24 protein-coding genes are annotated in these 20,560 nt (G+C 68.6%); 11 read left to right on the forward strand and 13 right to left on the reverse strand.

Going from position 1 to position 20,560, the window contains the following annotated elements:
- The first annotated feature begins 63 nt into the window (after nt 1-63).
- Nucleotides 64-786, forward strand: coding sequence for a tyrosine-protein phosphatase (locus ACRXBZ_RS30445; RefSeq protein ID WP_433881978.1), 723 nt, complete (start codon nt 64-66; stop codon nt 784-786).
- Between the two features lie 537 nt (nt 787-1,323).
- On the opposite strand, the gene ACRXBZ_RS30450 is transcribed toward ACRXBZ_RS30445, so the two are convergent.
- The 3 genes from ACRXBZ_RS30450 to ACRXBZ_RS30460 all read right to left on the reverse strand — a co-directional run bounded on the left by ACRXBZ_RS30450 (nt 1,324) and on the right by ACRXBZ_RS30460 (nt 4,518).
- The gene (locus ACRXBZ_RS30450) at nt 1,324-2,295 is read right to left on the reverse strand and encodes a sigma-70 family RNA polymerase sigma factor (RefSeq protein ID WP_168587328.1); all 972 of its coding nucleotides are present in this window, start codon (nt 2,293-2,295) and stop codon (nt 1,324-1,326) included.
- A gap of 286 nt (nt 2,296-2,581) precedes the next feature.
- Nucleotides 2,582-3,007 carry a D-aminoacyl-tRNA deacylase gene (gene dtd, locus ACRXBZ_RS30455; protein WP_168587329.1) on the reverse strand — a complete coding sequence of 142 codons (426 nt, stop codon included), beginning with the start codon at nt 3,005-3,007 and terminating at the stop codon, nt 2,582-2,584.
- Nucleotides 3,004-4,518, reverse strand: a complete 1,515-nt coding sequence (locus tag ACRXBZ_RS30460) for a DUF7782 domain-containing protein (RefSeq protein WP_433881979.1) — start codon at nt 4,516-4,518, stop codon at nt 3,004-3,006. The genes dtd and ACRXBZ_RS30460 overlap by 4 nt, the downstream gene beginning before the upstream one ends.
- 166 nt (nt 4,519-4,684) lie before the next feature.
- On the opposite strand from ACRXBZ_RS30460, the gene ACRXBZ_RS30465 reads away from it, so the two are divergent.
- On the forward strand, nt 4,685-4,879 hold the full coding sequence (locus ACRXBZ_RS30465; RefSeq protein ID WP_433881980.1) for a hypothetical protein: 195 nt from the start codon (nt 4,685-4,687) through the stop codon (nt 4,877-4,879).
- Nucleotides 4,880-5,044: 165 nt separating this feature from the next.
- Here the strand turns inward: ACRXBZ_RS30465 and ACRXBZ_RS30470 are convergent, their stop codons facing one another.
- From ACRXBZ_RS30470 to ACRXBZ_RS30485, 4 genes are all read right to left on the reverse strand, one after another.
- Nucleotides 5,045-5,365 carry a hypothetical protein gene (locus tag ACRXBZ_RS30470; RefSeq protein ID WP_433881981.1) on the reverse strand — a complete coding sequence of 107 codons (321 nt, stop codon included), beginning with the start codon at nt 5,363-5,365 and terminating at the stop codon, nt 5,045-5,047.
- A gap of 493 nt (nt 5,366-5,858) precedes the next feature.
- Entirely contained in the window at nt 5,859-6,503 is a 645-nt protein-coding gene (locus ACRXBZ_RS30475; protein WP_433881982.1) for a GNAT family N-acetyltransferase, read from the reverse strand.
- Nucleotides 6,504-6,573: 70 nt separating this feature from the next.
- Nucleotides 6,574-6,891, reverse strand: coding sequence for a helix-turn-helix domain-containing protein (locus ACRXBZ_RS30480; protein WP_433881983.1), 318 nt, complete (start codon nt 6,889-6,891; stop codon nt 6,574-6,576).
- A complete protein-coding gene (locus ACRXBZ_RS30485; protein WP_433881984.1) occupies nt 6,888-7,229 on the reverse strand; it encodes a type II toxin-antitoxin system RelE/ParE family toxin in 342 nt (113 codons plus the stop codon). Before ACRXBZ_RS30485 ends, ACRXBZ_RS30480 begins: the two co-directional genes overlap by 4 nt.
- A 100-nt stretch (nt 7,230-7,329) precedes the next feature.
- Here ACRXBZ_RS30485 and ACRXBZ_RS30490 point away from each other — a divergent pair, with 100 nt between their 5' ends.
- From ACRXBZ_RS30490 to istB, 4 genes are all read left to right on the forward strand, one after another.
- Nucleotides 7,330-7,908: an HhH-GPD-type base excision DNA repair protein gene (locus tag ACRXBZ_RS30490; RefSeq protein WP_433881985.1), complete on the forward strand. Its 579-nt coding sequence runs from the start codon at nt 7,330-7,332 to the stop codon at nt 7,906-7,908.
- A 6-nt stretch (nt 7,909-7,914) separates the two neighbouring features.
- On the forward strand, nt 7,915-8,457 hold the full coding sequence (locus ACRXBZ_RS30495) for an RNA 2'-phosphotransferase (RefSeq protein WP_433884022.1): 543 nt from the start codon (nt 7,915-7,917) through the stop codon (nt 8,455-8,457).
- A 417-nt stretch (nt 8,458-8,874) separates the two neighbouring features.
- Nucleotides 8,875-10,347 (forward strand): IS21 family transposase, encoded by a 1,473-nt coding sequence (gene istA, locus ACRXBZ_RS30500; protein ID WP_433883877.1) that lies wholly within the window; start codon nt 8,875-8,877, stop codon nt 10,345-10,347.
- On the forward strand, nt 10,344-11,117 hold the full coding sequence (gene istB / locus ACRXBZ_RS30505) for an IS21-like element helper ATPase IstB (RefSeq protein ID WP_433879554.1): 774 nt from the start codon (nt 10,344-10,346) through the stop codon (nt 11,115-11,117). The genes istA and istB overlap by 4 nt, the downstream gene beginning before the upstream one ends.
- A 25-nt stretch (nt 11,118-11,142) precedes the next feature.
- Here istB and ACRXBZ_RS30510 read toward each other — a convergent pair whose 3' ends face one another.
- On the reverse strand, nt 11,143-11,403 hold the full coding sequence (locus ACRXBZ_RS30510; protein ID WP_433881986.1) for a hypothetical protein: 261 nt from the start codon (nt 11,401-11,403) through the stop codon (nt 11,143-11,145).
- Nucleotides 11,404-11,502: 99 nt separating this feature from the next.
- Between ACRXBZ_RS30510 and ACRXBZ_RS30515 the strand changes: the two genes are divergently transcribed.
- Nucleotides 11,503-11,871: a hypothetical protein gene (locus ACRXBZ_RS30515; protein ID WP_433881987.1), complete on the forward strand. Its 369-nt coding sequence runs from the start codon at nt 11,503-11,505 to the stop codon at nt 11,869-11,871.
- Here the strand turns inward: ACRXBZ_RS30515 and ACRXBZ_RS30520 are convergent.
- Nucleotides 11,838-12,512 carry a lysophospholipid acyltransferase family protein gene (locus tag ACRXBZ_RS30520; RefSeq protein ID WP_433881988.1) on the reverse strand — a complete coding sequence of 225 codons (675 nt, stop codon included), beginning with the start codon at nt 12,510-12,512 and terminating at the stop codon, nt 11,838-11,840. The genes ACRXBZ_RS30515 and ACRXBZ_RS30520 overlap by 34 nt on opposite strands.
- Nucleotides 12,513-12,660: 148 nt before the next feature.
- On the opposite strand from ACRXBZ_RS30520, the gene ACRXBZ_RS30525 reads away from it, so the two are divergent.
- Together ACRXBZ_RS30525 and ACRXBZ_RS30530 are read left to right on the forward strand one after the other, a co-directional pair.
- Entirely contained in the window at nt 12,661-13,008 is a 348-nt protein-coding gene (locus ACRXBZ_RS30525; RefSeq protein ID WP_433881989.1) for a DUF3099 domain-containing protein, read from the forward strand.
- A gap of 57 nt (nt 13,009-13,065) precedes the next feature.
- Nucleotides 13,066-13,314 (forward strand): DUF3039 domain-containing protein, encoded by a 249-nt coding sequence (locus ACRXBZ_RS30530; RefSeq protein WP_168587338.1) that lies wholly within the window; start codon nt 13,066-13,068, stop codon nt 13,312-13,314.
- A gap of 25 nt (nt 13,315-13,339) precedes the next feature.
- Here the strand turns inward: ACRXBZ_RS30530 and ACRXBZ_RS30535 are convergent, their stop codons facing one another.
- Nucleotides 13,340-14,371, reverse strand: a complete 1,032-nt coding sequence (locus ACRXBZ_RS30535) for a YihY/virulence factor BrkB family protein (RefSeq protein ID WP_433884023.1) — start codon at nt 14,369-14,371, stop codon at nt 13,340-13,342.
- Between the two features lie 341 nt (nt 14,372-14,712).
- Here ACRXBZ_RS30535 and ACRXBZ_RS30540 point away from each other — a divergent pair, with 341 nt between their 5' ends.
- Entirely contained in the window at nt 14,713-16,482 is a 1,770-nt protein-coding gene (locus ACRXBZ_RS30540) for a DEAD/DEAH box helicase (RefSeq protein ID WP_433881990.1), read from the forward strand.
- A 75-nt stretch (nt 16,483-16,557) separates the two neighbouring features.
- Nucleotides 16,558-17,769: a cysteine desulfurase-like protein gene (locus ACRXBZ_RS30545; protein WP_433881991.1), complete on the forward strand. Its 1,212-nt coding sequence runs from the start codon at nt 16,558-16,560 to the stop codon at nt 17,767-17,769.
- A gap of 142 nt (nt 17,770-17,911) precedes the next feature.
- On the opposite strand, the gene ACRXBZ_RS30550 is transcribed toward ACRXBZ_RS30545, so the two are convergent.
- From ACRXBZ_RS30550 to ACRXBZ_RS30560, 3 genes are all read right to left on the reverse strand, one after another.
- Nucleotides 17,912-18,097, reverse strand: coding sequence for a DUF7455 domain-containing protein (locus tag ACRXBZ_RS30550; protein WP_168587342.1), 186 nt, complete (start codon nt 18,095-18,097; stop codon nt 17,912-17,914).
- A gap of 523 nt (nt 18,098-18,620) precedes the next feature.
- Nucleotides 18,621-18,929, reverse strand: coding sequence for a hypothetical protein (locus tag ACRXBZ_RS30555; protein ID WP_433881992.1), 309 nt, complete (start codon nt 18,927-18,929; stop codon nt 18,621-18,623).
- Between the two features lie 167 nt (nt 18,930-19,096).
- Nucleotides 19,097-20,518: an RNA polymerase sigma factor gene (locus ACRXBZ_RS30560; RefSeq protein ID WP_246869205.1), complete on the reverse strand. Its 1,422-nt coding sequence runs from the start codon at nt 20,516-20,518 to the stop codon at nt 19,097-19,099.
- Between the last annotated feature and the right edge of the window lie 42 nt (nt 20,519-20,560).

The raw sequence follows: 20,560 nt of genomic DNA on the forward strand, positions 1-20,560 counted from the left end.
CGAGGCTGGCGACCGAACATCGTCGCCGCACTCCGATGCGGTACCCGAGCAATGGAGGTCGCCTTGTCGACGACAGATTCCCTCGATGTGCTGGTCAACCTGCGTGACCTGGGCGGGCAGCCCACCGGCGACGGTGTGGCGACCCAGGCGGGCGTGGTGTACCGCAGCGACGCTCCGCACGCCGGCGACCGGGATCCGGTGGACTTGTCGCCGTGGCCGCCGAAGGTCGTGGTGGACCTCCGCGATTCGGTGGAGACAGGTGACGAGGGACACCCGCTGGCGGCGGTGGCGACGGTGCACAGCGTGCCGTTGCTGGAGGAGGCACGGGACGCGGATGTCGAGCTCGACGAAGCCGCCCACGAGTTGACGGCGTTGTACCAGTCGATCGTCCAGGGCGCGCCGAAGAAGCTGGTAGAGGTGTTCCGCATCGTCCTGGACGCCGACGGTCCGGTGCTGATCCACTGCGCGGCGGGCAAGGACCGCACGGGGGTGGTCTCGGCGATGTTGCTGAGTGCGGTGGGGGTGCGCCGCGATGCGATCGTGGCCGACTACGTGCGCACCGACCGGAACATGCTCCGAGTCCTGCAACGCCTGGATGAGGTGCCGGCCTTGCCGCCGGGGGTGGACGAGGAGATGGTCCACGAGCTCCTGTCGACGCCGACGGAGGCGATCGAGAGCGTCCTGAACACCTTCGCCCAACACGAAGGTGGGGCGAGGGGCTGGCTCCAAGCCCACGGAGCCACGAACGAAGAACTGGACCGCTGGCAGACCAAGTTCACCGACTGACGGCTCCGAGACCAGCGACTGAAACAGCGTTGTGGGAGGGGCGGACGAAAAGGTCGGGAGGCCGGACCCGCCCGAATGACGGGTCCGCCCTCCCGGGGTAAGCGGCGGAACCCGCCGCAAAGACCAAGAAAACCGGCCGGAGAAGGGGTGAAGAACGATGTTCCCGCCCCAACCCGACAAGGTCAAAGAGCCATCCGGGTGTACCAATCCCCGAACCAACAAGACCAACAAGGAGAAGTGCCGAGACCCGCCAAAACCGACACAGAGCCAGTCGGCAAGTCCGGCCCGCCGAACCCCGAATTCACCGAGCAACGAAGGTTCCGGAAATCTGAAAGTCCCTGACCCCTGCCCCCTCGAAGGTTCGGAACTCCCGGAAGCTGCTCGGTGAGCAGACCGGGAACGCTCAAGAACGTCGGGAGCCCTCCCGAGGCGACCACCGCACCGTGGGGGTCTGCGGGGGCTCGGCCCCCGCGAAATCATCCTGACCGCGCCGTGGTCCGCGCTTTTCTGCGGACACACGGCGCCCCAAACGCGCGGTCAGCTCGCGTACGCGCGCAACCGGTCGGCGCGGTCGCCCTGGCGCAGCTTGGCCATCACTTCCCGCTCGATCTGCCGGACCCGCTCGCGGGACAGCCCGAACGCCTTGCCGATCTGGTCCAGGGTGCGCGGCTGGCCGTCGTCGAGGCCGTAGCGCATCCGAATCACCGCCTGCTCGCGCTCTTCCAGCGTGGCCAGCACGCGGCGCAGGTCGTCCTGCAGGAACCCGGAGATCACCGCGTTCTCGGCATCGGCGGATTCGGAGTCCTCGATGAAGTCGCCGAGCGGCGCGTCCTCCTCGGCCCCGACCGGCATGTCCAGGCTGACCGGGTCCCGCGAGTGGTCCATCAGGTCGAGGATCTTCTCCACCGGGATGCCGGCTTCTTCGGAAAGCTCCTCGTCCGTGGCTTCGCGGCCGAGCTTCTGGTGCAGGTCGCGCTTGATCCGGGCCAGCTTGTTGACCTGCTCGACCAGGTGGACGGGCAGCCGGATGGTGCGGCTCTGGTCGGCCATGCCGCGAGTGATGGCCTGCCGGATCCACCAGGTCGCGTACGTGGAGAACTTGAAGCCCTTGGTGTAGTCGAACTTCTCCACCGCGCGGATGAGGCCGAGGTTGCCCTCCTGGATGAGGTCCAGCAGTGGCATGCCGCGGCCGGTGTAGCGCTTGGCCAGGCTCACGACCAGGCGGAGGTTCGCCTCCATGAGGTGGTTCTTCGCCCGGCGGCCGTCGCGGACCACGGCGCCGAGGTCGGAGCGCCGCTCAGGGGAGAGGTTCTTGCTGGTCTCGAGCAGGTGCTTGGCGAAGACCCCGGCCTCGATCCGCTTGGCGAGGTCGACCTCTTCCTGTGCGGTGAGCAGCGCGGTGCGCCCGATGCCGTTGAGGTAGACGCGCACCAGGTCGGCTGATGGGCCCTGGGTGTCCAGGTCTTCGGCGACGGCGACGTCTGGCTTGGTGGTCTGCGGGACGGTCATGAGCTCCCTCCCTGACGGGCTGGCTTGGCGGGCGCGAATCACACCTGCGCGCCGTTGCGCGGTGTGAAGGACGCGTACGCTCGGTTGTACGAGCCCCGCGTCGACGTCTTCTCCGGTGCTGTCGATCGGTGCGTTGGCTACCTGTCGGCATGACCGTCGAAGCTTCGTTACCTGGAAAACGACCGGCGTGCCGAATTCGTTCCCGAGGTTGTGGTTAGGGAGACGTCATGGCGGTCACATCGGTTGCGCCCCAAGCCTGAGGATTTGCTGAGAGCTCTCGTTACATTTAGACCTCAACCAAAAGGGTGAATGGCCCGTCGTTCGCGCTCTCCACCGACATCATCGCGCCGAACACCCCGGTGGCGACCTTCGCGCCCCGCTCGCGCAGCTCGGCCACGACCGCCTCTACCAGCGGCTCCGCCTGTTCGGGACGGGCCGCCTCGGTCCAGGACGGGCGGCGGCCCTTCTTGGTCGAGCCGTAGAGCGTGAACTGGCTGACGACGAGCAGCGGTGCCCCGGTCGTGGCGCACGACTCCTCGTCGCGAAGCGCCCGGATCTCGTGGAGTTTGCGGGCCATTTTTACGACTTCCTGAGGCCCGTCGGAATGCGTCACGCCCAATAGCACTAACAGCCCGGGTTCTTCGATCTTGCCAACCACGACGCCTTCGACGGTTACCGAGGCGCGAGTGACCCGAGTGGCGATTGCTCTCATTGGTCACCGCCCGCCCATTCCGCCGGCAGCAGCATTCCGTGCCGGACGAGTTCGCGCACCATCGGAATCGCGGCCCGGGTCAGTTCCCCGGAGTCTTCGCCGTAGCCCATCGCGAGCAGTTCGAGGAGTTCGCCGAGCGGCAGCGCCCCGCGGCACCCAGCGAGCAGCCGCACGCCCAGCTCGTCGATCTCGTGCTGCCAGCCCGGCCCGTCGGTGCGGTGCAGCCGGTGCACCAGCGGGTGCCAGCCTTCGTCACCTGGTTCGGAGACGGCTTCCAGCACGGTGCTGTCCGCGGTGACCAGGCGGGCCGCCAGCAGCGCCTCGGCGGAGTCGTGCGCGCGCAGCCAGTCGACCCGGCGCAGCCACTGGTCCGATTCCGGGCCCAGCGGATCGTCGAAGGCGTGCCGGAGGTCCTCGCACACGACTTCGCCGCGCGCGTCGGTGCGGCGGAGCGTGACGAACCCGAAGCCGATCCCGATCACGTCGTTGGCCTCAAACCAGTCCAGCCACTCGGCGGCCTTCTGCAGGCCTTGCGGGCAGCGCTGGTCGTATCCGGCGTCGCGCAGCCAGGTGCCCACGTAGAGAGCGGGGTCGGCGACGTCGCGCTGCACGAACCAGGCGTCCACGCCGGCGCCCGGCGGCAGCCAGCGGGACACCCGGTCCTGCCAGTCCTCGCCGTCCCGGTGCACCCAGGAGGCCAGCAGCTGGCCGGTGCCGCTCTCAGCGAGGAGGCCGGGGAGCTGGCGCACGACGAGCGCGCTCGCGTCGTCACCGGCCAGCCCCGAGTCGCGGTAGGTGAAGTCGGTGCGCGGCGGACCGACCACGAACGGCGGGTTGCACACGACCTGGTCGAACTTGCGGCCCTGCACCGGGCCGAACCACTCGCCTTCGGCGAGTTCGACGTCGATGCGGTTGAGCCGGAACGTCGCCTCGGCCAACGCCAACGCCCGCTTGGACACGTCGGTCGCGGTGATCCGCTGCGCGTGCGTGCTCGCGTGCAGCGCCTGCACACCACAACCCGTGCCGAGGTCGAGCACCGAGCCCACCGGCCGCCGAGAGGTCGCCCGGACCAGGCTCAGCGACGCGTGCCCGACGCCGAGCACGTGGTCGGCCTCCACGGGACGCCCGCCGCGCAGGTCCGAATCCAGGTCCGAGACCACCCACCACGACTCGTCGTCGACGCCGTGCGGCCGGACGTCGAGCCCTGCGCGCAGCCCATCGCCGTCGTCGACGAGCAGCCCGGCGGCCGTTGCCCCGGAAAGCGGCAGCGGAGCCAACGCGGCTTCAACGGCAGCCCGCGACTCGGCCTGGCCGAGCAGGAACAACCGGACCAGGGTGCCGAGCGCGCCTGCGTCGGTGGTCGCGCGCAGCGCGGGAACGGGCTCGCCGCGGCCCAGCGCGGCATGCGCCTCGGGACCGAGGAGATCCACGACGCCGTCGGCGTCGTACCCGGCGGCCTGGAAGGCGTCGCGAAGTCGATCGATGCGGTCATGGGACAGGTCTGGAATCACGCCCCGATCCTCACACGACCACCCGTTAGTGCATCTGGGAGCACCCGTCCGCGGAGCTCGGAAATTCGATGGCGCCCGTCTCCTCTCCGGCGCGAACATGACCGGATGAGACCTGCGGTCGGCGCCGCCCTGGTTCGGTGCCGCGAATGCGGTGGCCACGAGTACGGTGGCGCACCCGATTGCGGCCGGCCGGTGCCGGGCGCTGGTCGACGACATCGTCGAGGACGAGTGGCAGCGCTTCCGTGCCGACTGGGGCGACGAATCGGCGGCGGAGGTCGCCGGACTGGTGGTGGCCGAACCCGACCGGCACGACTGGCAGGTGGTGGACGCCGCGCTCGACCGGATCACCTGCGATGAATGACCGTTCGTCGTGCAGCACTAGGTGCGATGACGCGAACGGCGCCGTTCACTGCAGCAGGGTGGCGTCCAACTCCGACAGCGGCTTGGCCTTCGGCCGCGCGCGTTTGGGCTTTCAAGAAGGAGTAAAAGGCGGCGAAGAAGTAGCCGATTTGCATCGGCACGGCATTCAGCTTCGTTGGAGTTCCTCGCGAGTGACGCGGCGGGCGATCTCTTCGACTTCAGCGGACGTGAGGCCACCGGAGTCGTGCCGGTGCACGGCCTGAGTGAGGAGCCGTCGGACGAGTGCGGATGTGGGAATGTGCTCGGCGGCCGCCCGGCGTCGCAACTCGGCGTCGAGGGACTGGCTGATGCGCAGATGGAGCGAAACGTCGAGGGCGGCGGCGTTTTCGGCTGCCTCCGCTTCAGCCGCTTCGACTTCTTCGTCGGCGACCTGAGCGCGGATGACGTCGTGTCGTGCCCGGCGGGCCGTCTTGGCGGGGTCGGTCATGGTCACCCTCCTTGCCTTCGAGGTACTCGCGGAGATCGGCCGCGGGTCTTCCACGCGGTCACCCCGGAGTTGTCTTCGGGGTCGACGATCACAGTCAGTACGCATCCGGCACTCGCCGAGTACCCGATGATCCGGGTGTAGCTGACATGACTCTTGGGGTCAGGGCCCGGTCAGGGTCGCGCACGATGCAGTGCGGGTCGGTGGCAGCCCCCAGCGTCCACGCGGGTCAACGACGACGAACTCGAATGCGAGTGCAGCGGGACTTCAGGCGACGGCCATGTCGTGGGCTTGTGGTCGGCGACGGCCCGGCAGACCAATGCGATTCCAGGCGCGCGTACCCATGCCTGGTCGGCGGTCCTGTACGTGATCTCGCCGCCCAGCGACTTCGCGTAGAACTAAGCCAAGGCATCGGCTCAACCTCACCGGCGATGCCGAAGCGGAAAAGCTGCTGTCCGACGACCCCGTTCGCCCTGCTCACGGGCATGCTGCTCGATCAGCGGATCGCGACACTTTGTAGATAAGTGTCAAGTGTTCCTGCTCGGCTCGGCTTGGCTGGATGGTTCAGCGGCTGAGCCGGTGTCGGAGTATCTCTACAGCTGATCTGCCGCGCCACGACTTCGTAAATGATCTCCAAGCCATCTTCGTCGTCCCACTGTTCGCCCACTCTGAGGAAGCCGTACTGCGACGCCAGCTGATAGGAAGCAGCGTTGTCGGGACTGATCGTGACGCGAACGGTACGTACTTCCGGCTCTCGGGCCGCACGTCGCAGCAATGTTTCGAGCGCGGCTCGGGCATAACCGCGTCGCCGGTGCGCGGGGTCGACGGCGTATCCGATTTCAACCATGCCCGATGCGTCGGGAGGCCCGTGGTATCCGGCCCATCCGACGGCCAGTTGCCGTTGCTCGTCCCAGACGACACCAGTGATCCAGTCCGCGCTGGACGGGTCCAGTTCGACCTGCCTGCTGCGCATCCGCCACAGCCTTCGCTGTTCAAGGGCGGTGAAGCAAGCCGTGACTGGCACCGGACTGACCGCATTGGTCGCAGGCAGATCGCCGGTGGCCAATGCCTGGAACGTCGGGCCGTTCAAGTGCACGATGCGTACGTGTCGAGCGGACGGGATGGACACGCGGTCGGTCACGGGCAACGCTCCTCGCTCGGCCGGAACCGGCTACTACGGTGTTGATCATGCCGCCGATGGTGGCCTTGACTCACGAGATGGCCGCGATGTCTCCGTCGTCGAAGTAGATCGACTGGTGCAGTCGGCCACCGAGGGCGGCGGCGTAGCGCGCGAGCACGTCCTGGCCTGCCAGCTTTCCGAGTTCGATCTGGGAAATCCGTCCCTTGGTCACACCCATCCGGTCGGCGACATCCTGCTGGGTGAGCCCCCGGTGGCGCCGGATCTCGGCGAGTCGATAGCCGCGAACCTCCGCTAGCATCGCCTCCTTGCCTGCGGCGACGGCCTCCTCACCGCCCGCGCGTTCTACGAATTCGCTGCGGACGTCCCGCCAGTTCGTGTATCCGGTCATCGCCGCCCCTCCTCGGCTCGCCGTTCCTTCAGATAGCGTTCGTACCGCTGTTCGGCGACGGGGATAGCCTCGCGGTACCACGTCTGCCATCGGCCTGCTTTGTCTCCGGCGACCAATAAGACACTGGAACGCCACGGATCAAAAGCGAACAGGATCCGCACGGTCCCGGGACGTAGTTCCTTCAAGTTCTGGATCCTCGAACCGGTGATCGTGTCGACAAGAGGTTGTCCCAGACCGGGACCGACTTCGGCAAGCACATCAAGTGCCTGCGTAACCCTGTCGCGATCGTCGGAGTCGAGGCGCCTGATCCATTCCAGTACCTCGTCGACGACATACATGTCACATTCACCGTGACTCACCAGCGCGAGTATAGCAATAGCTAAACTTACGTGAGTCTCGGATGAGCCTACTCGTAAGCCCACGTGCCAGTATGGTGTCATGCCAAAGCTCAACCTCACAGGAGACGCCGACGCCGACAAGCTGCTCAGTGAGGATTCGTTTGCGCTGCTCACGGGCATGCTGCTTGATCAGCAGATCTCCATGGAGATCGCGTTCGCGGGGCCGAAGAAGATCGCCGACCGGATGGGCGGGTTCAGCGTCGCCAAGATCGCGGAGTCCGATCTCGACAGCTTCGTCGAGCTTTGCGTGCAGAAGCCCGCGATCCACCGCTACGGCGGGTCGATGGGGCGGCGGGTGCACGCGTTGGCCCAGTACATCGTCGAGAACTACGACGGCCGCACCGACGCCATCTGGACCGAGGGCGATCCGGACGGCAAGGAGGTTCTGAAGCGGCTCAAGGCGCTGCCCGGGTTCGGCGACCAGAAGGCGCGGATCTTCCTAGCCCTGCTGGGCAAGCAGCGCGGCGTCGAGCCGGCCGGGTGGCGCGAGGCAGCCGGTGCCTACGGCGACGCGGACGCCCGCCGCTCGATCGCCGACGTCGTCGATGATCAGTCCCTCGCCGAGGTGCGCGCCTGGAAGAAGGAGCAGAAGGCTGCGGCCAAGGCAGCCAAGGACTAGGCGTCGATTGACGAGCGCAGGTTGGTGCGAGTCTCGAAGTACCTGGCCAAGCACCTGCGGCACCAGCCCGAGCGGATCGGGATCGAGCTGGACGAGCACGGCTGGGCGGCCGTCGATGTGCTGCTCGCGGCGGCGGCCTCGCACGGGTTCCCGATCTCGCGGGCGGAGCTGGTGCAGGTCGTCGAGACCAACGACAAGCAGCGGTACGTCATCGAGGGCGACCGGATCAGGGCCAGCCAGGGGCATTCGGTCGCGGTAGACCTCGACCTACCGGTGACCGAACCACCTGAGCTGCTGTTCCACGGCACGGTCTCACGCCACCTGGCGGGCATTCGCGCCGAGGGGTTGAGGCCGATGAACCGGCATCACGTCCACCTCTCGGTCGATCGCGAGACCGCGAAGCGCGTCGGCGCGCGGCAGGGGCGGCCGGTCGTGTTGACCGTGGACGCCGCCGGGATGCACGCGAGCGGGCACGAGTTCCGGGTCAGTGCGAACGGCGTCTGGCTGGTGGATCACGTCCGGCCCGAGTTCATCGGCTATCCGGACTGACGCGGCGGCACTACGGGTGGTAACCGGATAACGCACGGCAACGTCAACGCGGAACCCATGACAGGGCCAGTGACCGCACCGGCCCTTCGCACTGGGGGATCGCCTATGACTCGCTACGCCGTCGCCGCCGTATTGCCGGGCCTGATGTTCGCCATAGGCGCCTGCAGCACCGCACCGCCGAAGTTGCTACCGCCGCCCGTCGCGCCGTTTGTCAGCGGACACGGAAAAATCTGGGTGGGTGGACAGTTTGGTCCGGATCGGCGGACATGAGATTTCCGGGTGTGCGGACGTGTGATCTCCGGGACACGCCTGAGCAGTAATGCGGGGAGGGATCCCTCCGGCGGGGTTGGCTCTGATTGCTGATCAATGCCGACGTCGTCCTGGAGGGATCCCGTGACCAAGTCTGACAGGGAGATCATGGAGATTTTGGAAGCGTTCGACCTCACCCGCTGCGCGCACTCCGCTGCCCAGTTGGCTGGGGTGGATGAGAAGACCGTGACGCGTTACGTCGCGATCCGCGATGCCGGGCGGGATCCGCTGGTGCGAACTCGCCGGGCTCGCTCGATCGACCCGTTTGTGGGCAAGCTCGAGGAGCTGGTGGAGGCATCCCAGGGCAGGGTGCGCGCGGATGTGGTGCACCAGCGTCTGGTGGCGATGGGGTTCACCGGCACCGACCGCTCCACGCGGCGTGCGGTGGCCGAGGCGAAAGCGGCGTTTCGGGCCGGGCACCGGCGCAAGTACCGGCCGTGGGTGCCCGAGCCGGGCATGTGGTGCCAGTTCGACTGGGGCGAAGGCCCGCGGGTCGGTGGCCGCCGTACTCAGTTGTTCTGCGCGTGGCTGTCGTGGTCACGATACCGGGTGGTGCTGCCGGTGTGGGACCAGACTCTGGGCACCCTGGTGTCCTGTGTGGACATGATGCTCCGCAGGATCGGTGGCGCACCAACCTATCTGCTCACCGACAATCCGAGGACGGTGACGATTGACAGGGTGGCCGGGGTACCGGTGCGGCATCCCGACATCGTCGCCGCGGGCCGGCACTACGGCTGCAAGGTCGAGACATGCGAGCCGTTCGACCCGGAGTCCAAAGGCGGCTCAGAACACACGGTGAAGATCGCTAAAGCGGACCTGGTGCCCACGACGGCGAACCTGCTGCCGGACTACTCCTCGTTCACCGAACTCGCGGATGCGTGCTTTGAGTGGTGTGAACGCGTCAACGCCCGCCCGCACCGGGAGACCGGGACGGCACCGGTGCAGCGGCTGGCGGCCGAACGGCAGCATTTGCATGTCCTACCCGCCGAACCACACGCGATCGCGCTGGGCGAGGAACGTCTGGTGGACACCGATCAGACGATCCGGTTCGGGTCGGTGCGCTACTCCACCCCGGACGGATATCAGGGCAGCAAGGTATGGGTCCGGGTGACCGGCGACGAGCTGGTCATCACCGGCCGGAGCCCGGCCGGGCCGGCCGAGATCGCCCGGCACGAGCTGTCCACCCCGGGCAACCCGCGCATCGCCGACGCCCACTACCCGCACCATCCGGGCGGGAACCTGCCCCGCACGCCCAAGGTGCGCGCCCGCACCCCGGAAGAGGTCGCGTTCCTCGCTGTGGGCGAAGGGGCCAGACGCTGGCTGGTCGAGGCGGCTGCGACCGGCGTGACCCGCATCCGCGCCAAGATGGCCCGGGCGGTCGAGCTCGCCGCCCTGCTCGGCACCGACCGCGTCGACGAGGCGCTGGGGCTGGCCGCGATCGCCGGCAGGTTCGCCGAGGACGACCTCGCCTCGATCTGTGACCACATCACCGCCCGCGGACCGGCCGAGACGGTCATCCGGGCCGACGAGAACCACTCGGTCCAGCCCGGCACCCGGGGGTGGGAGGTGTTCGGCGCATGAGCAGCCCCAAAGCACCCGCCATCCCCGACGAGCTGGATCGTATCCTGCGCCGGATGCGGCTGCCCTACCTGCGCAAAGCCGCACCCGACGTGCTCGCCACCGCCCGCGCCCAGCGCTGGGATCCCGCTGAAGTCCTGCGTGTCCTGCTCGACGAAGAAGTCACCGGGCGAGCCTCGGCCACCCGCAGGCAACGCCGCAAGACCGCGAACTTCCCCACCGGCAAGACGTTCTCCTCCTGGCGGCCCGAGAAATCCTCGATTCCCGAGGCCACCCAGAACGCCCTGTCCACTCTGGAATGGGTTGGCAGGCAAGAGAATCTTGCGGTCGCGGGACCTTCCGGCACGGGCAAGAGCCACTTCGTCGAGGCCCTGGCACACGCGGCCATCGAAAACGACATGCGCGTCGCGTGGTTCACCCTGGAAACCCTGACCACCGCGGTCGGCAAAGCCAAAGTCGACGGCACCATAGCGCGCGCCATCAGCAAGATCTGCGGCTGCGACCTCATCGTCATCGACGACATCGGCATGCTGCCCACCGGGCAAGACGCCGCCGAAGCGTTCTACCGGATCACCGACGCCGCCTACGAACGCCGCTCCATCGCAGTCACCAGCAACATCCACCCCAGCGGCTTCGACTCGATCCTGCCCAAAACCCTCGCCACCGCGACAGTCGACCGGCTACTGCACCACGCACACCTCGTCACCACCAAGGGCGACTCCCACCGACTCGCCGAAGCACTCGCCGGCAAGGGGGTGATCCCGTTGAACTGACCACCCCCCGGAGAACCGCTGTCCATCAACCCGGAACACCGATGTCCACCACCCCGGGGGCCAACTGTCCACCCATCCGGACTACCAAACGTCCGTTGACACCGTTGGTGAGCCCGTTGCCGAGGAAGATGCCGTCTCGGGTGCCGCTCCCGTCGCCGAAGGCCGACCGCGCGCCGAACCCGGTCGGCGTCACTTGCGAGCCGGACGCCGCGCCGCGATTCGACGACCCGAACAACCCGAACGCCATCACGAACAAGGCGTGCGGCCATGTCAGCGGGAACGGCAATGCACGCTCGAGCGATCCATGGATCGACGACCAGCTGCAGGCCACGCGGGGAGAGCCGGCGATCGGGGCGGATCCTTGCGCCGGGCTGGCCTACGAGCAATGCCACGGCATCCAGGATCCGCCGGCGGGTTCCACGCCGGAGCAGCCGCCCGCCCCGCCCGCCCCGTCGACCACGGTACCGACGGCACCGACGGCACCGACGGCACCGACGGCACCGACGGCACCGACGGCACCGACGGCACCGCCGGCACCGACGGCGACCAGCGTCCCCACCGGCTCGCCGCCCGCGGAGACGACTTCAGGATCGCCGACCGATTCCAGGTCGCCTACAACGACTGGATCGCCCACGGCGTCCGATGCGCCGACCACTTCTGGTTCAGGACCAACCACGACAGGTCGGCCAACCGCTGGCTGAACGCCGGATGCGCCCGGGATCAGGCCGCCGCGGCGGCGCCGGGGCTCTGGTAGCGGTCGACATACTCCTGGTCGGAGAGCTCGGCGATGGCGTACATGATCTCGTCGGTGATCGAGCGCAGCACCGGCAGCGAACCCTCCATCCCGGCATAGCGGGCGAAGTCCAGCGGGTCGCCGAAGCGGACGGTGACCGGGTGCACCCGGGGGAGCTTCTTGCCCCCCGGCTGGAGCTTGTCCGTGCCGGTCAACGCGACGGGCACCACCGGCGCGCGGGTGCTCAGCGCCAGCCGCGCCACGCCGGTCCGCCCCCGGTACAGCCGCCCGTCGGGCGAGCGGGTGCCCTCCGGGTGGATGCCGAACGCGCCGCCGTCGCGGAGCACCTGCTCCGCAGCTTCGAGGGCCTCCTTCGCGGCGCGCCCGCGCCCGCGCTCCACCGGGATCGCGCCGAGTGAGCCGAACAGCCACTTGGTCAGCGAGCCCTTGAAGCCGGTGCCCTGGAAGTACTCGGCCTTGGCCAGGAACGCCACCGGGCGCGGCAGCACCAGCGGCACGATGAAGCTGTCGAGCACCGCGAGGTGGTTCGGGGCCAGGATCACCGGCCCGCTCGTGGGCACCTTGTCGGCGTCGATCACGGTCGGCCGGTAGATCGTCCGCGCCACCGCACCCACGACCCGCTTGCTTACCGCGTACAGCATTCGTCCTCCCGCACCGTTGATCCCGATCGAATCTAACCCGGCGAGGTTTCGGCGTTGCGTCCTGCCGGTCAACCTCTGGGTCAGGCCGATCGCTGGGGTTGCGGTGATCGCGAACCCGGGGTATCGGCGGAGGCGATCGGGTGGGAGCATGGAATGCGGAGGTAGCGTCGTGAATAACTCACATCGTGACGACACCCCGGTGCTGATCACCGAGGCACAGCCGTCCTACGACGATCAGCAGGCGCAGCGTCGCCGCAGGTACGCGATCATGATGGCCAGCCGCATCCCGTGCCTGGTCATTGCCGCAGTGGTGTTCCAGCTGTGGCAGTTGTGGTGGTTGTCACTGATCATCCTGGCTATTTCCATCCCGTTGCCGTGGATGGCGGTGCTCATCGCCAACGATCGCCCGGCGAAGAAGCGCGAGCACGTGAACCGGTTCCGCCGCTCGCGGCACTCGATCGAATCTCGTAACCACCAGGTCATCGAAGGCACCTGAGAGCTGCGCCCGGCCGGTCGGCGACATGCAGCGGTGCCGTACGGCATCATTGGGGGCATGAGCACGATGACGATGCCGGAGACCGATACCCGGACCGAGACCACTGATCAGACCAGTGACGACCGGCCGGAGATGTTCCACTACGTGCAGAAGGACAAGATCGCCGAGAGTGCGGTCATGGGCACGATGGTGGTCGCGCTGTGCGGAGATGTCTTCCCCGTCACGAAGTCACCGAAGCCGGGCTCGCCGGTCTGCCCGGACTGCAAGGAGATCTTCGAGTCCCTGCCCTCGGGCGGCAAGGACTGAACCATGGACTATCGCACGGCGGCGCTCAGCCGCCGTGCGGCTCGGCATGCTTGTCGTTCGGTTGCTTCGGCAGCGGGACGCCGTTGCGCGGCGGATCCGTAGCCGGTTTCGGCTTCTCGCCGCCCTCCTCGGCCTGCCCGTTGCGCCACGTGCGGTAGCCCTCTTCGGTGTGCATCCGCTGCGCGAGCCGCTTCATCTCCAGGCGCCGCCACCGCCGGCGCTCCCGGCGGGTCATCTTCGCCGGCCACATCTCCTGGATCGCGTTGTTGAACTGCGCGCCCATGATGATCGCCAGCCCGATGAAGAACGCGAACAGCAGGAACGCGATCGGGGTGGCCAGTGCGCCGTAGGTGTAGCCGGTGCTGGTCACCCACGTGATGTAGAGCCGTAGGCCGGTGCTGGCGCAGAGGAAGATCGCCATCGCCAGCAGTGCCCCGGGCAGGCCGCGGTGCCACGGCAGCTTCCGCGGTAGCGCCACCTTGTACAGCGTCGCGAGCGCGACCACCAGGCCGACGGCGGTCGCCGGGTAGTAGAACGCCTGGATCAGCCAGGCTATGTCGTCCTGGAAGTCCTGCGGGAAGATCGTCGGCAGCCAGTCCGGGCCCAGCGCGACCACCGGCAGCCCGACCACCGCGACGACCAGGCACACCAGGTACAGCAGCAGCGCGAAGATCCGCTGCCACACGCTGTTGCGCACCAGATACTGGTTGTAGGCGAGGGTGATCGAGTCGACCAGCGACGCCAGCGCCGAAGAACCCGCCCACAGCGAGATCACGAATCCGACCGAGACTATCTCGCTGCGCCCCTTGGTCAGGATGTCGGCGACCGTGGGGCCGATGATCTGGTCCACCACGTTCGCCGTGAACACCGTGCGGGAGAAAGCGAGAATCTTGTCGTGCACGGCATCGACGACCGTGGGCCCGAACCAGTCGCCGACGAAGCCGAGGCTGCCCAGCAGCCCGAGCAGCAGCGGTGGCATTGACAGCGTCTGCCAGAACGCGGCGGCCGCCGATTCCGAGAAGATGTTGTCCCACCACGCCTTGTCGAGCGTGCGCATGACCAGACGCAGCGGCCCGCGCCGCACCGGGACTTCCCGTGGTGCGACGGTCGCACTGCGCCCCCGGTGGTCTTGTGGACTCGGCTGACCCATGGCACCCATAAGGATGCTTCATCGGCTACCGCGGCGGGCGTCGGCCCGCCAAAACCGCCGGGAACGCGGAGTGTCGTGCAGGTCTCCTCCGGCCAATCCGGTGCGGCCCGGACCCGGAAGGTAAGCTGCACGGCGGCCCGCTTCGAGTTGATCGACGCCCATCGCGCGTGCGGGCGGCCGCGGGGCTGTGCAGTGGCGCGCCCTCGCCATTCAGCAGGGGAGACAGAAGGAAGGAGCGGCGAGCCGGCGTGTCCGAAGCGCAACTCGACCATTCCGTGCGATCCGTGCTCAGCGACCCCTCGCAGGCTCCTTCCCGGCCACTGCGCGCCTGGCAGCGGCGAGCCCTCACCAAGTACCTGTCGGGCAAGCCTCAGGACTTCCTGGCGGTCGCGACGCCGGGCGCGGGCAAGACGACCTTCGGGCTGCGGGTCGCCGCGGAGCTGCTGGCCGACCGCACGGTTGAGGCGGTGACCGTGGTGGCTCCCACCGAGCACCTCAAGCACCAGTGGGCGTTGGCCGCCGGCGGCGCGGGCATCCCGCTGGACTCCAACTTCCGCAACAGCGACGGCATCACCTCCAGCGACTACCGCGGCGTCGTGGTGACCTACGCGCAGGTCGCGGCGCATTCGACGCTGCACCGGGTGCGCACCGAACGTCGCAAGACGCTGGTGATCCTCGATGAGGTGCACCACGCGGGCGACGCGAAGTCCTGGGGCGAAGCGATCCGGGAGGCGTTCACCCCGGCCGTGCGGCGCCTGTCGTTGACCGGTACCCCGTTCCGCAGCGACGACTCGCCGATCCCGTTCATCGGCTACGAACCCGACGCCGACGGCTCGCTGCGCAGCCGCCCGGACCACTCCTACGGCTACTCCGACGCCCTCAACGACGGCGTCGTCCGGCCGGTGCTGTTCCTCGCGTACTCCGGCGAGGCCCGGTGGCGCACCAACGCAGGCGACGAGTTCAGCGCCCGCCTCGGCGAGCCGCTGACCGCCGAGCAGACCGCGCGGGCCTGGCGGACCGCCCTGGACCCGGCGGGGGAGTGGATCCCGACGGTGCTGCAGGCCGCCGACACCCGGTTGACGCAGCTGCGCAAGGGCGGCATCCCGGACGCCGGTGGCCTGGTGATCGCCACCGACCACGTCACGGCCAAGGCCTACGCGAAGACCCTGCACAGGCTCACCGGGTACGACCCGGTGGTGGTGCTCTCCGACGACCCGCAGGCGTCCGGGCGAATCGCCGAGTTCGCCGAGTCCGAGGACCGCTGGATGGTCGCGGTCCGCATGGTCAGCGAAGGCGTCGACGTGCCGCGGCTGGCGGTCGGCGTCTACGCCACGAGCTCCTCGACGCCACTGTTCTTCGCGCAGGCCGTGGGCCGGTTCGTGCGGTCCCGGCGGCCGGGCGAGACGGCGAGCATCTTCCTGCCGAGCGTCCCGGTGTTGCTTGAGCTGGCCAGCCAGCTGGAAGCACAGCGGGACCACGTGCTCGGCAAGCCGCACCGGGAAAAGGACGGCTGGGACGACGAGCTGCTGGCCGCGGCCAACAGCAAGCGCGACGAGCCGGGCGAGGACGAGAAGGCGTTCACCTCGCTAGGTGCCGAGGCCGAGCTGGACCAGGTGATCTACGACGGCTCGTCGTTCGGCACGGCCGCGTTCAGCACGACCGAGGAGGAGCAGGACTACCTCGGGCTGCCCGGCCTGCTGGAACCTGACCAGGTGCGCGCGCTGCTGCGGCAGCGCCAGGAGCAGCAGCTGGAGGACGTCGGCAAGCGCGAGGCGGTGGCGAAGGCGGCGAAGGTGGCTGAGCAGGCCGAGCAGCGCGCGCGGCCGCAGACCGTGCAGGAGCGGTTGCAGAAGCTCCGCAAGGAGCTGAACACGCTCGTTTCGCTACACCACCACCGCACCCGGAAGCCGCACGGCAAGATCTACAACGAGCTGCAGAAGACCTGCGGCGGACCGCCCACCGCGATGGCCACCGTCGAACAGCTCGAAGAGCGCATCGCAACCCTGCGTTCCTGGTGACCGCTCGGGCAGTGGACCCGAATGGTGCAACGGTGATCTGTTCGGTCGCCGACCTCGGTCTCATAGGGTCGGGGTATGGCTTTTGACGTGGAGAAGATCCGGGCGCAGTATCCGGCGTTGGCGGACGGTCGGGCGTGGTTGGACGGCGCTGCGGGCACCCAGGTCCCGCAGCCGGTGATCGACGTGGTCAGCGACGCTTACCGGGTCGGGATGTCCAACGTGGGCGGCCCGTACGACTCCAGCCGCCGTGCCGCCGGGATCGTCGCGGAGGCGCGGGCGTCCGTCGCCGACCTGGTGGGTGCCCCGGACCCCGCGTGCGTGGTGTTCGGCCCGAGCATGACCGCCCTGACCTACCGGTTCGCCGCCGTGCTCGCCGCCGGTTGGCGGCCCGGCGACGAGATCGTGGTGACACAGCTGGACCACGACGCCAACGTGCGCCCCTGGGTGCAGCACGCGCGGCGGGCGGGTGCGGCCGTGCGGATGGCGGAGCTCGACCCCGCGACGGGGGAGCTGCCCGTCGACCACGTCACCAGCCTCATCGGCGAGCGCACCAAACTGGTCGCCGTCACGGCGGCCTCGAACGTGCTGGGCACCATGCCCGACCTGCGGGCGATCACCGACCGGGTCAGGCAGGTCGGCGCCCTGTCCTACGTCGACGGGGTCCAGCACTGCCCGCACGCCCACGTGCGCCTGGCCGACCTGGGCCCCGACTTCTACGCGACCAGCGCCTACAAGTGGGCGGGGCCGCACCTGGCCGCGGTGGTCGCCGCCGACCCGTGGTCGCTGGAGAACCTGCACCCGGACAAGCTCATGCCCTCGCCGGACACCTCGCCGGAGCGGTTCGAGCTCGGCACCAACCCGTTTGCCGCGTTGGCCGGGGTAGTGGCCGCCGTGGAGCACCTGGCCGGGCTGGATTCCGACGCCGACGGCAGCCGGGCCGAGCGGCTGGCGGTCTCTCGCCGCTCAGTGCAGGCCCACGAGGACGAACTGGCCCGGGCGCTGTTCGACGGGATCGCCGCGCTGGACGGGGTGGTTCGCTACGGCGCTCCGCAGGGCGCATGCACTCCCACGGCGTTCTTCGGGCTCCCGGGGAAGGAACCCGCGGCCGTCGCGGAGCAGCTCGCCGAGCGCGGTCTGAACGTCTCCTACGGGCATTCGTACGCCTGGGAGGCGGTGCACGCCCTCGGCATCGGCCCGAAGGGCGGCGTGCGGGCCAGCCTGTCGCACTACACGAGCCGGTCGGAGGTGCAACGACTGCTCGACGCGCTGGCCGAAATCGCCAGCTGAGAACGGGCGGTTCCGCAGGTAGTCGGCCGTGAGTGTTTCTGGGCGCGATGGCACCGTAAAACGCTCACGGGGGAACCTTTGGAAAAACGACCGAGCCCCCGCAGGGAACCTGCGAGGGCCCGGTGTTCGGTCTGACGGGTTCTTACTGCTCGTCCTGCTGGAGGTCGGCCTGCACCTCGCGCAGCCCAGCCTCGTACGCACGGGCGTGGTGCCCGCAGAACAGAAGCTCGCTACCGGATGGCAATACGGCGCGAAGCTTCGCAGCGGCCCCGCAGCGGTCGCAGCGGTCGGCGGCGGTCAGCTCGGGGCGGGTGAGCGTTCCCGGCATCGTGATCTCCCTCCGTCCCGGCGTCGGAATCACCCGACGCCCTCGATCCTGCTACGACCACCGTCGGCCCACTGGCTGCGGGAGCGGTGCTCGTTGGCTCCACTCTTCCAGACGCTGCGGCCCCAGTCAGTGTTCCCGCGCCGGGTGGCGACGGTCGTCACCATGAAGTACCCGGTTGTAGCAGCACCGCTCGCGGAGCGTGATCAACACCGCGGAAAACCTCGTGACATGGGGAAATAACGCCTGGTGAGGCCGGTTTCCGGAGGTCGATGCCGATCAGGATCCGGAAATTTGGTGTTTCAGATCACAGGCCGGGCGCCGTTCCGCGGCCGCCGGTTCCGCTGGAAGCGAACAGAAAATCCCAACAGGTGGACGGTTTCAGCGGGGAAAGTACCCTACGACGGCCCTCTCCGGTGTCTCCAGCGAGAGTTCGGGCACCCCGCGCAACGGCGCGCTCAAGCGATGTGCCTCGACTGGTAGCTCCCGGTCGTGCGCGACGGCTCACCGCCGGGCGGAGATCGGCTCAGCGGGACCTGGGCCACTCAAGGGTGACGGTCTGCCCCGGGTTTCCGGCGGTCCCGGGCTTCGAGCCCGAGGTGCCGATTCCGGCGCTGCCAGAGGTCCCCGGCGTGCCGGTGGCGCCGGACGGGTCCGAGCGGAGCTCGAGCGGCTTCACCTGGTCGGTCAGCACGGGCGGCGAGGTCAGCACGGGCGGCGAAGCCGGTGGTTCCGCTGTGGTGGGCACCCGTGCGGGGAGCGCGGCGCCGGCCCCCAGCAGCACGGCCAGCGCGGCGAATGAGGTGAGCGCGAGGACGAGGAACCGAACGGACATGATGCGCACTCCCTTGTAAGGCTGCCTCTTGAGGTTCGGTTTCCCCAGGATGGGCTCCCACGCCCGGATGGACGCGGGCAGAACGTCCCGAGGTGATTCGGCACCCGAAAAGACCGATGCCGCCGACCCGCGAGATCGCAGGTCGGCGGCATCGGTCTAGATGAAACTCAGTCCAGGTAGTCGCGCAGCACCTGGGACCGGGACGGGTGGCGCAGCTTCGACATCGTCTTGGACTCGATCTGCCGGATCCGCTCCCGGGTCACCCCGTAGACCTGGCCGATCTCGTCCAGCGTCCGCGGCTGGCCGTCGGTCAGCCCGAATCGCAGCCGGACCACGCCGGCCTCCCGCTCGGACAGCGTCGCCAGCACCGACTGCAGTTGGTCCTGCAGCAGCGTGAACGACACCGCGTCGACCGCGACGACCGCCTCGGAGTCCTCGATGAAGTCACCGAGCTGGCTGTCGCCCTCGTCGCCGATGGTCTGGTCCAGGGAGATGGGTTCCCGGGCGTACTGCTGGATCTCCAGCACCTTCTCCGGGGTGATGTCCATTTCCTTGGCGAGCTCTTCGGGCGTGGGCTCGCGGCCCAGGTCCTGCAGCAGCTCGCGCTGGATCCGGCCGAGCTTGTTGATCACCTCGACCATGTGCACCGGGATGCGGATGGTGCGGGCCTGGTCGGCCATGGCGCGGGTGATGGCCTGCCGGATCCACCAGGTCGCGTACGTGGAGAACTTGTAACCCTTGGTGTAGTCGAACTTCTCCACCGCGCGGATGAGGCCGAGGTTGCCCTCCTGGATGAGGTCCAGGAACGCCATGCCGCGGCCGGTGTAGCGCTTGGCCAGGCTCACGACCAGGCGGAGGTTCGCCTCCAGCAGGTGGTTCTTCGCCCGCTCGCCGTCGCGCACGATCCAGCGCAGGTCGCGGCGCATCTGGGTGGTCAGCTGCTCGCCGGCCTCCTCGACCTGCCGCAGCCGCTCCGCGCCGTAGAGACCGGCCTCGATGCGCTTGGCCAGCTCCACCTCTTCCTCGGCGTTGAGCAGCGCGACCTTGCCGATCTGCTTCAGGTAGGCGCGCACCGAGTCGGCGGAGGCCGTCAGTTCGGCGTCCTTGCGCGCCTGCCGGAGCGCCTCGGACTCCTCTTCGTCCCAGACGAAGTCGCCGGATTCCTTGGTCTCCTCCTCCGGAACCGGCTCTTCCGGAATTTCCACCTCGACGTCGGCGAGGTCACCGACGTCCGGGGACGTCAGGTCGGTCTCGATCGGTTCGTCGATCTCCATGCCCTCGCCGCTGCCCTTGTCGGAAGCCGGCTTGGTCGACTTCTTAGCCGGGGCCTTGGCGCCCTTCTTGGCCCCCGCCGACTTCGCGGCGGTGGTCTTGCGGGCCGTCGACTTCGCACCCGTCGAGCTCTTGGGAGTGCTCTTGCGCGCGGCGGTGGAGTTCGTCTGCTCGGTGTCAGACGAAGCAGCCGCCTCCGAAGCTGGGGTGGCCTGGGACTGGCCCGACTGGGACTGGGCACCGCCGGTTGCTGCAGCGGAGCGTCGGGTTGCGGTTTCTGCGGCTGCCACGTACGCCCTTTCGCGACGGTCGATCAGGACAGGCCGGAGGGCGCGAAACCTCGGCCGCCAAAGGTCGGG

This window comes from Saccharopolyspora hattusasensis, from assembly GCF_050972075.1.
Classification (GTDB): domain Bacteria; phylum Actinomycetota; class Actinomycetes; order Mycobacteriales; family Pseudonocardiaceae; genus Saccharopolyspora; species Saccharopolyspora hattusasensis.

Excerpts from the sequence above, each read along its gene's own strand:
- ACRXBZ_RS30470 (WP_433881981.1), bottom strand. The coding sequence starts at position 5,365 with ATGACCGACCCCGCCAAGACGGCCCGCCGGGCACGACACGACGTCATC.
- istA (WP_433883877.1), top strand. The coding sequence starts at position 8,875 with ATGGAGATTTTGGAAGCGTTCGACCTCACCCGCTGCGCGCACTCCGCT.
- ACRXBZ_RS30530 (WP_168587338.1), top strand. The coding sequence starts at position 13,066 with ATGAGCACGATGACGATGCCGGAGACCGATACCCGGACCGAGACCACT.
- ACRXBZ_RS30490 (WP_433881985.1), top strand. The coding sequence starts at position 7,330 with ATGCCAAAGCTCAACCTCACAGGAGACGCCGACGCCGACAAGCTGCTC.
- ACRXBZ_RS30480 (WP_433881983.1), bottom strand. The coding sequence starts at position 6,891 with ATGACCGGATACACGAACTGGCGGGACGTCCGCAGCGAATTCGTAGAA.
- ACRXBZ_RS30450 (WP_168587328.1), bottom strand. The coding sequence starts at position 2,295 with ATGACCGTCCCGCAGACCACCAAGCCAGACGTCGCCGTCGCCGAAGAC.
- dtd (WP_168587329.1), bottom strand. The coding sequence starts at position 3,007 with ATGAGAGCAATCGCCACTCGGGTCACTCGCGCCTCGGTAACCGTCGAA.
- ACRXBZ_RS30550 (WP_168587342.1), bottom strand. The coding sequence starts at position 18,097 with ATGCCGGGAACGCTCACCCGCCCCGAGCTGACCGCCGCCGACCGCTGC.
- ACRXBZ_RS30485 (WP_433881984.1), bottom strand. The coding sequence starts at position 7,229 with ATGTATGTCGTCGACGAGGTACTGGAATGGATCAGGCGCCTCGACTCC.
- ACRXBZ_RS30555 (WP_433881992.1), bottom strand. The coding sequence starts at position 18,929 with ATGTCCGTTCGGTTCCTCGTCCTCGCGCTCACCTCATTCGCCGCGCTG.
- ACRXBZ_RS30520 (WP_433881988.1), bottom strand. The coding sequence starts at position 12,512 with ATGCTGTACGCGGTAAGCAAGCGGGTCGTGGGTGCGGTGGCGCGGACG.
- ACRXBZ_RS30545 (WP_433881991.1), top strand. The coding sequence starts at position 16,558 with ATGGCTTTTGACGTGGAGAAGATCCGGGCGCAGTATCCGGCGTTGGCG.
- ACRXBZ_RS30525 (WP_433881989.1), top strand. The coding sequence starts at position 12,661 with ATGGAATGCGGAGGTAGCGTCGTGAATAACTCACATCGTGACGACACC.
- istB (WP_433879554.1), top strand. The coding sequence starts at position 10,344 with ATGAGCAGCCCCAAAGCACCCGCCATCCCCGACGAGCTGGATCGTATC.
- ACRXBZ_RS30535 (WP_433884023.1), bottom strand. The coding sequence starts at position 14,371 with ATGCGCACGCTCGACAAGGCGTGGTGGGACAACATCTTCTCGGAATCG.
- ACRXBZ_RS30515 (WP_433881987.1), top strand. The coding sequence starts at position 11,503 with ATGCCACGGCATCCAGGATCCGCCGGCGGGTTCCACGCCGGAGCAGCC.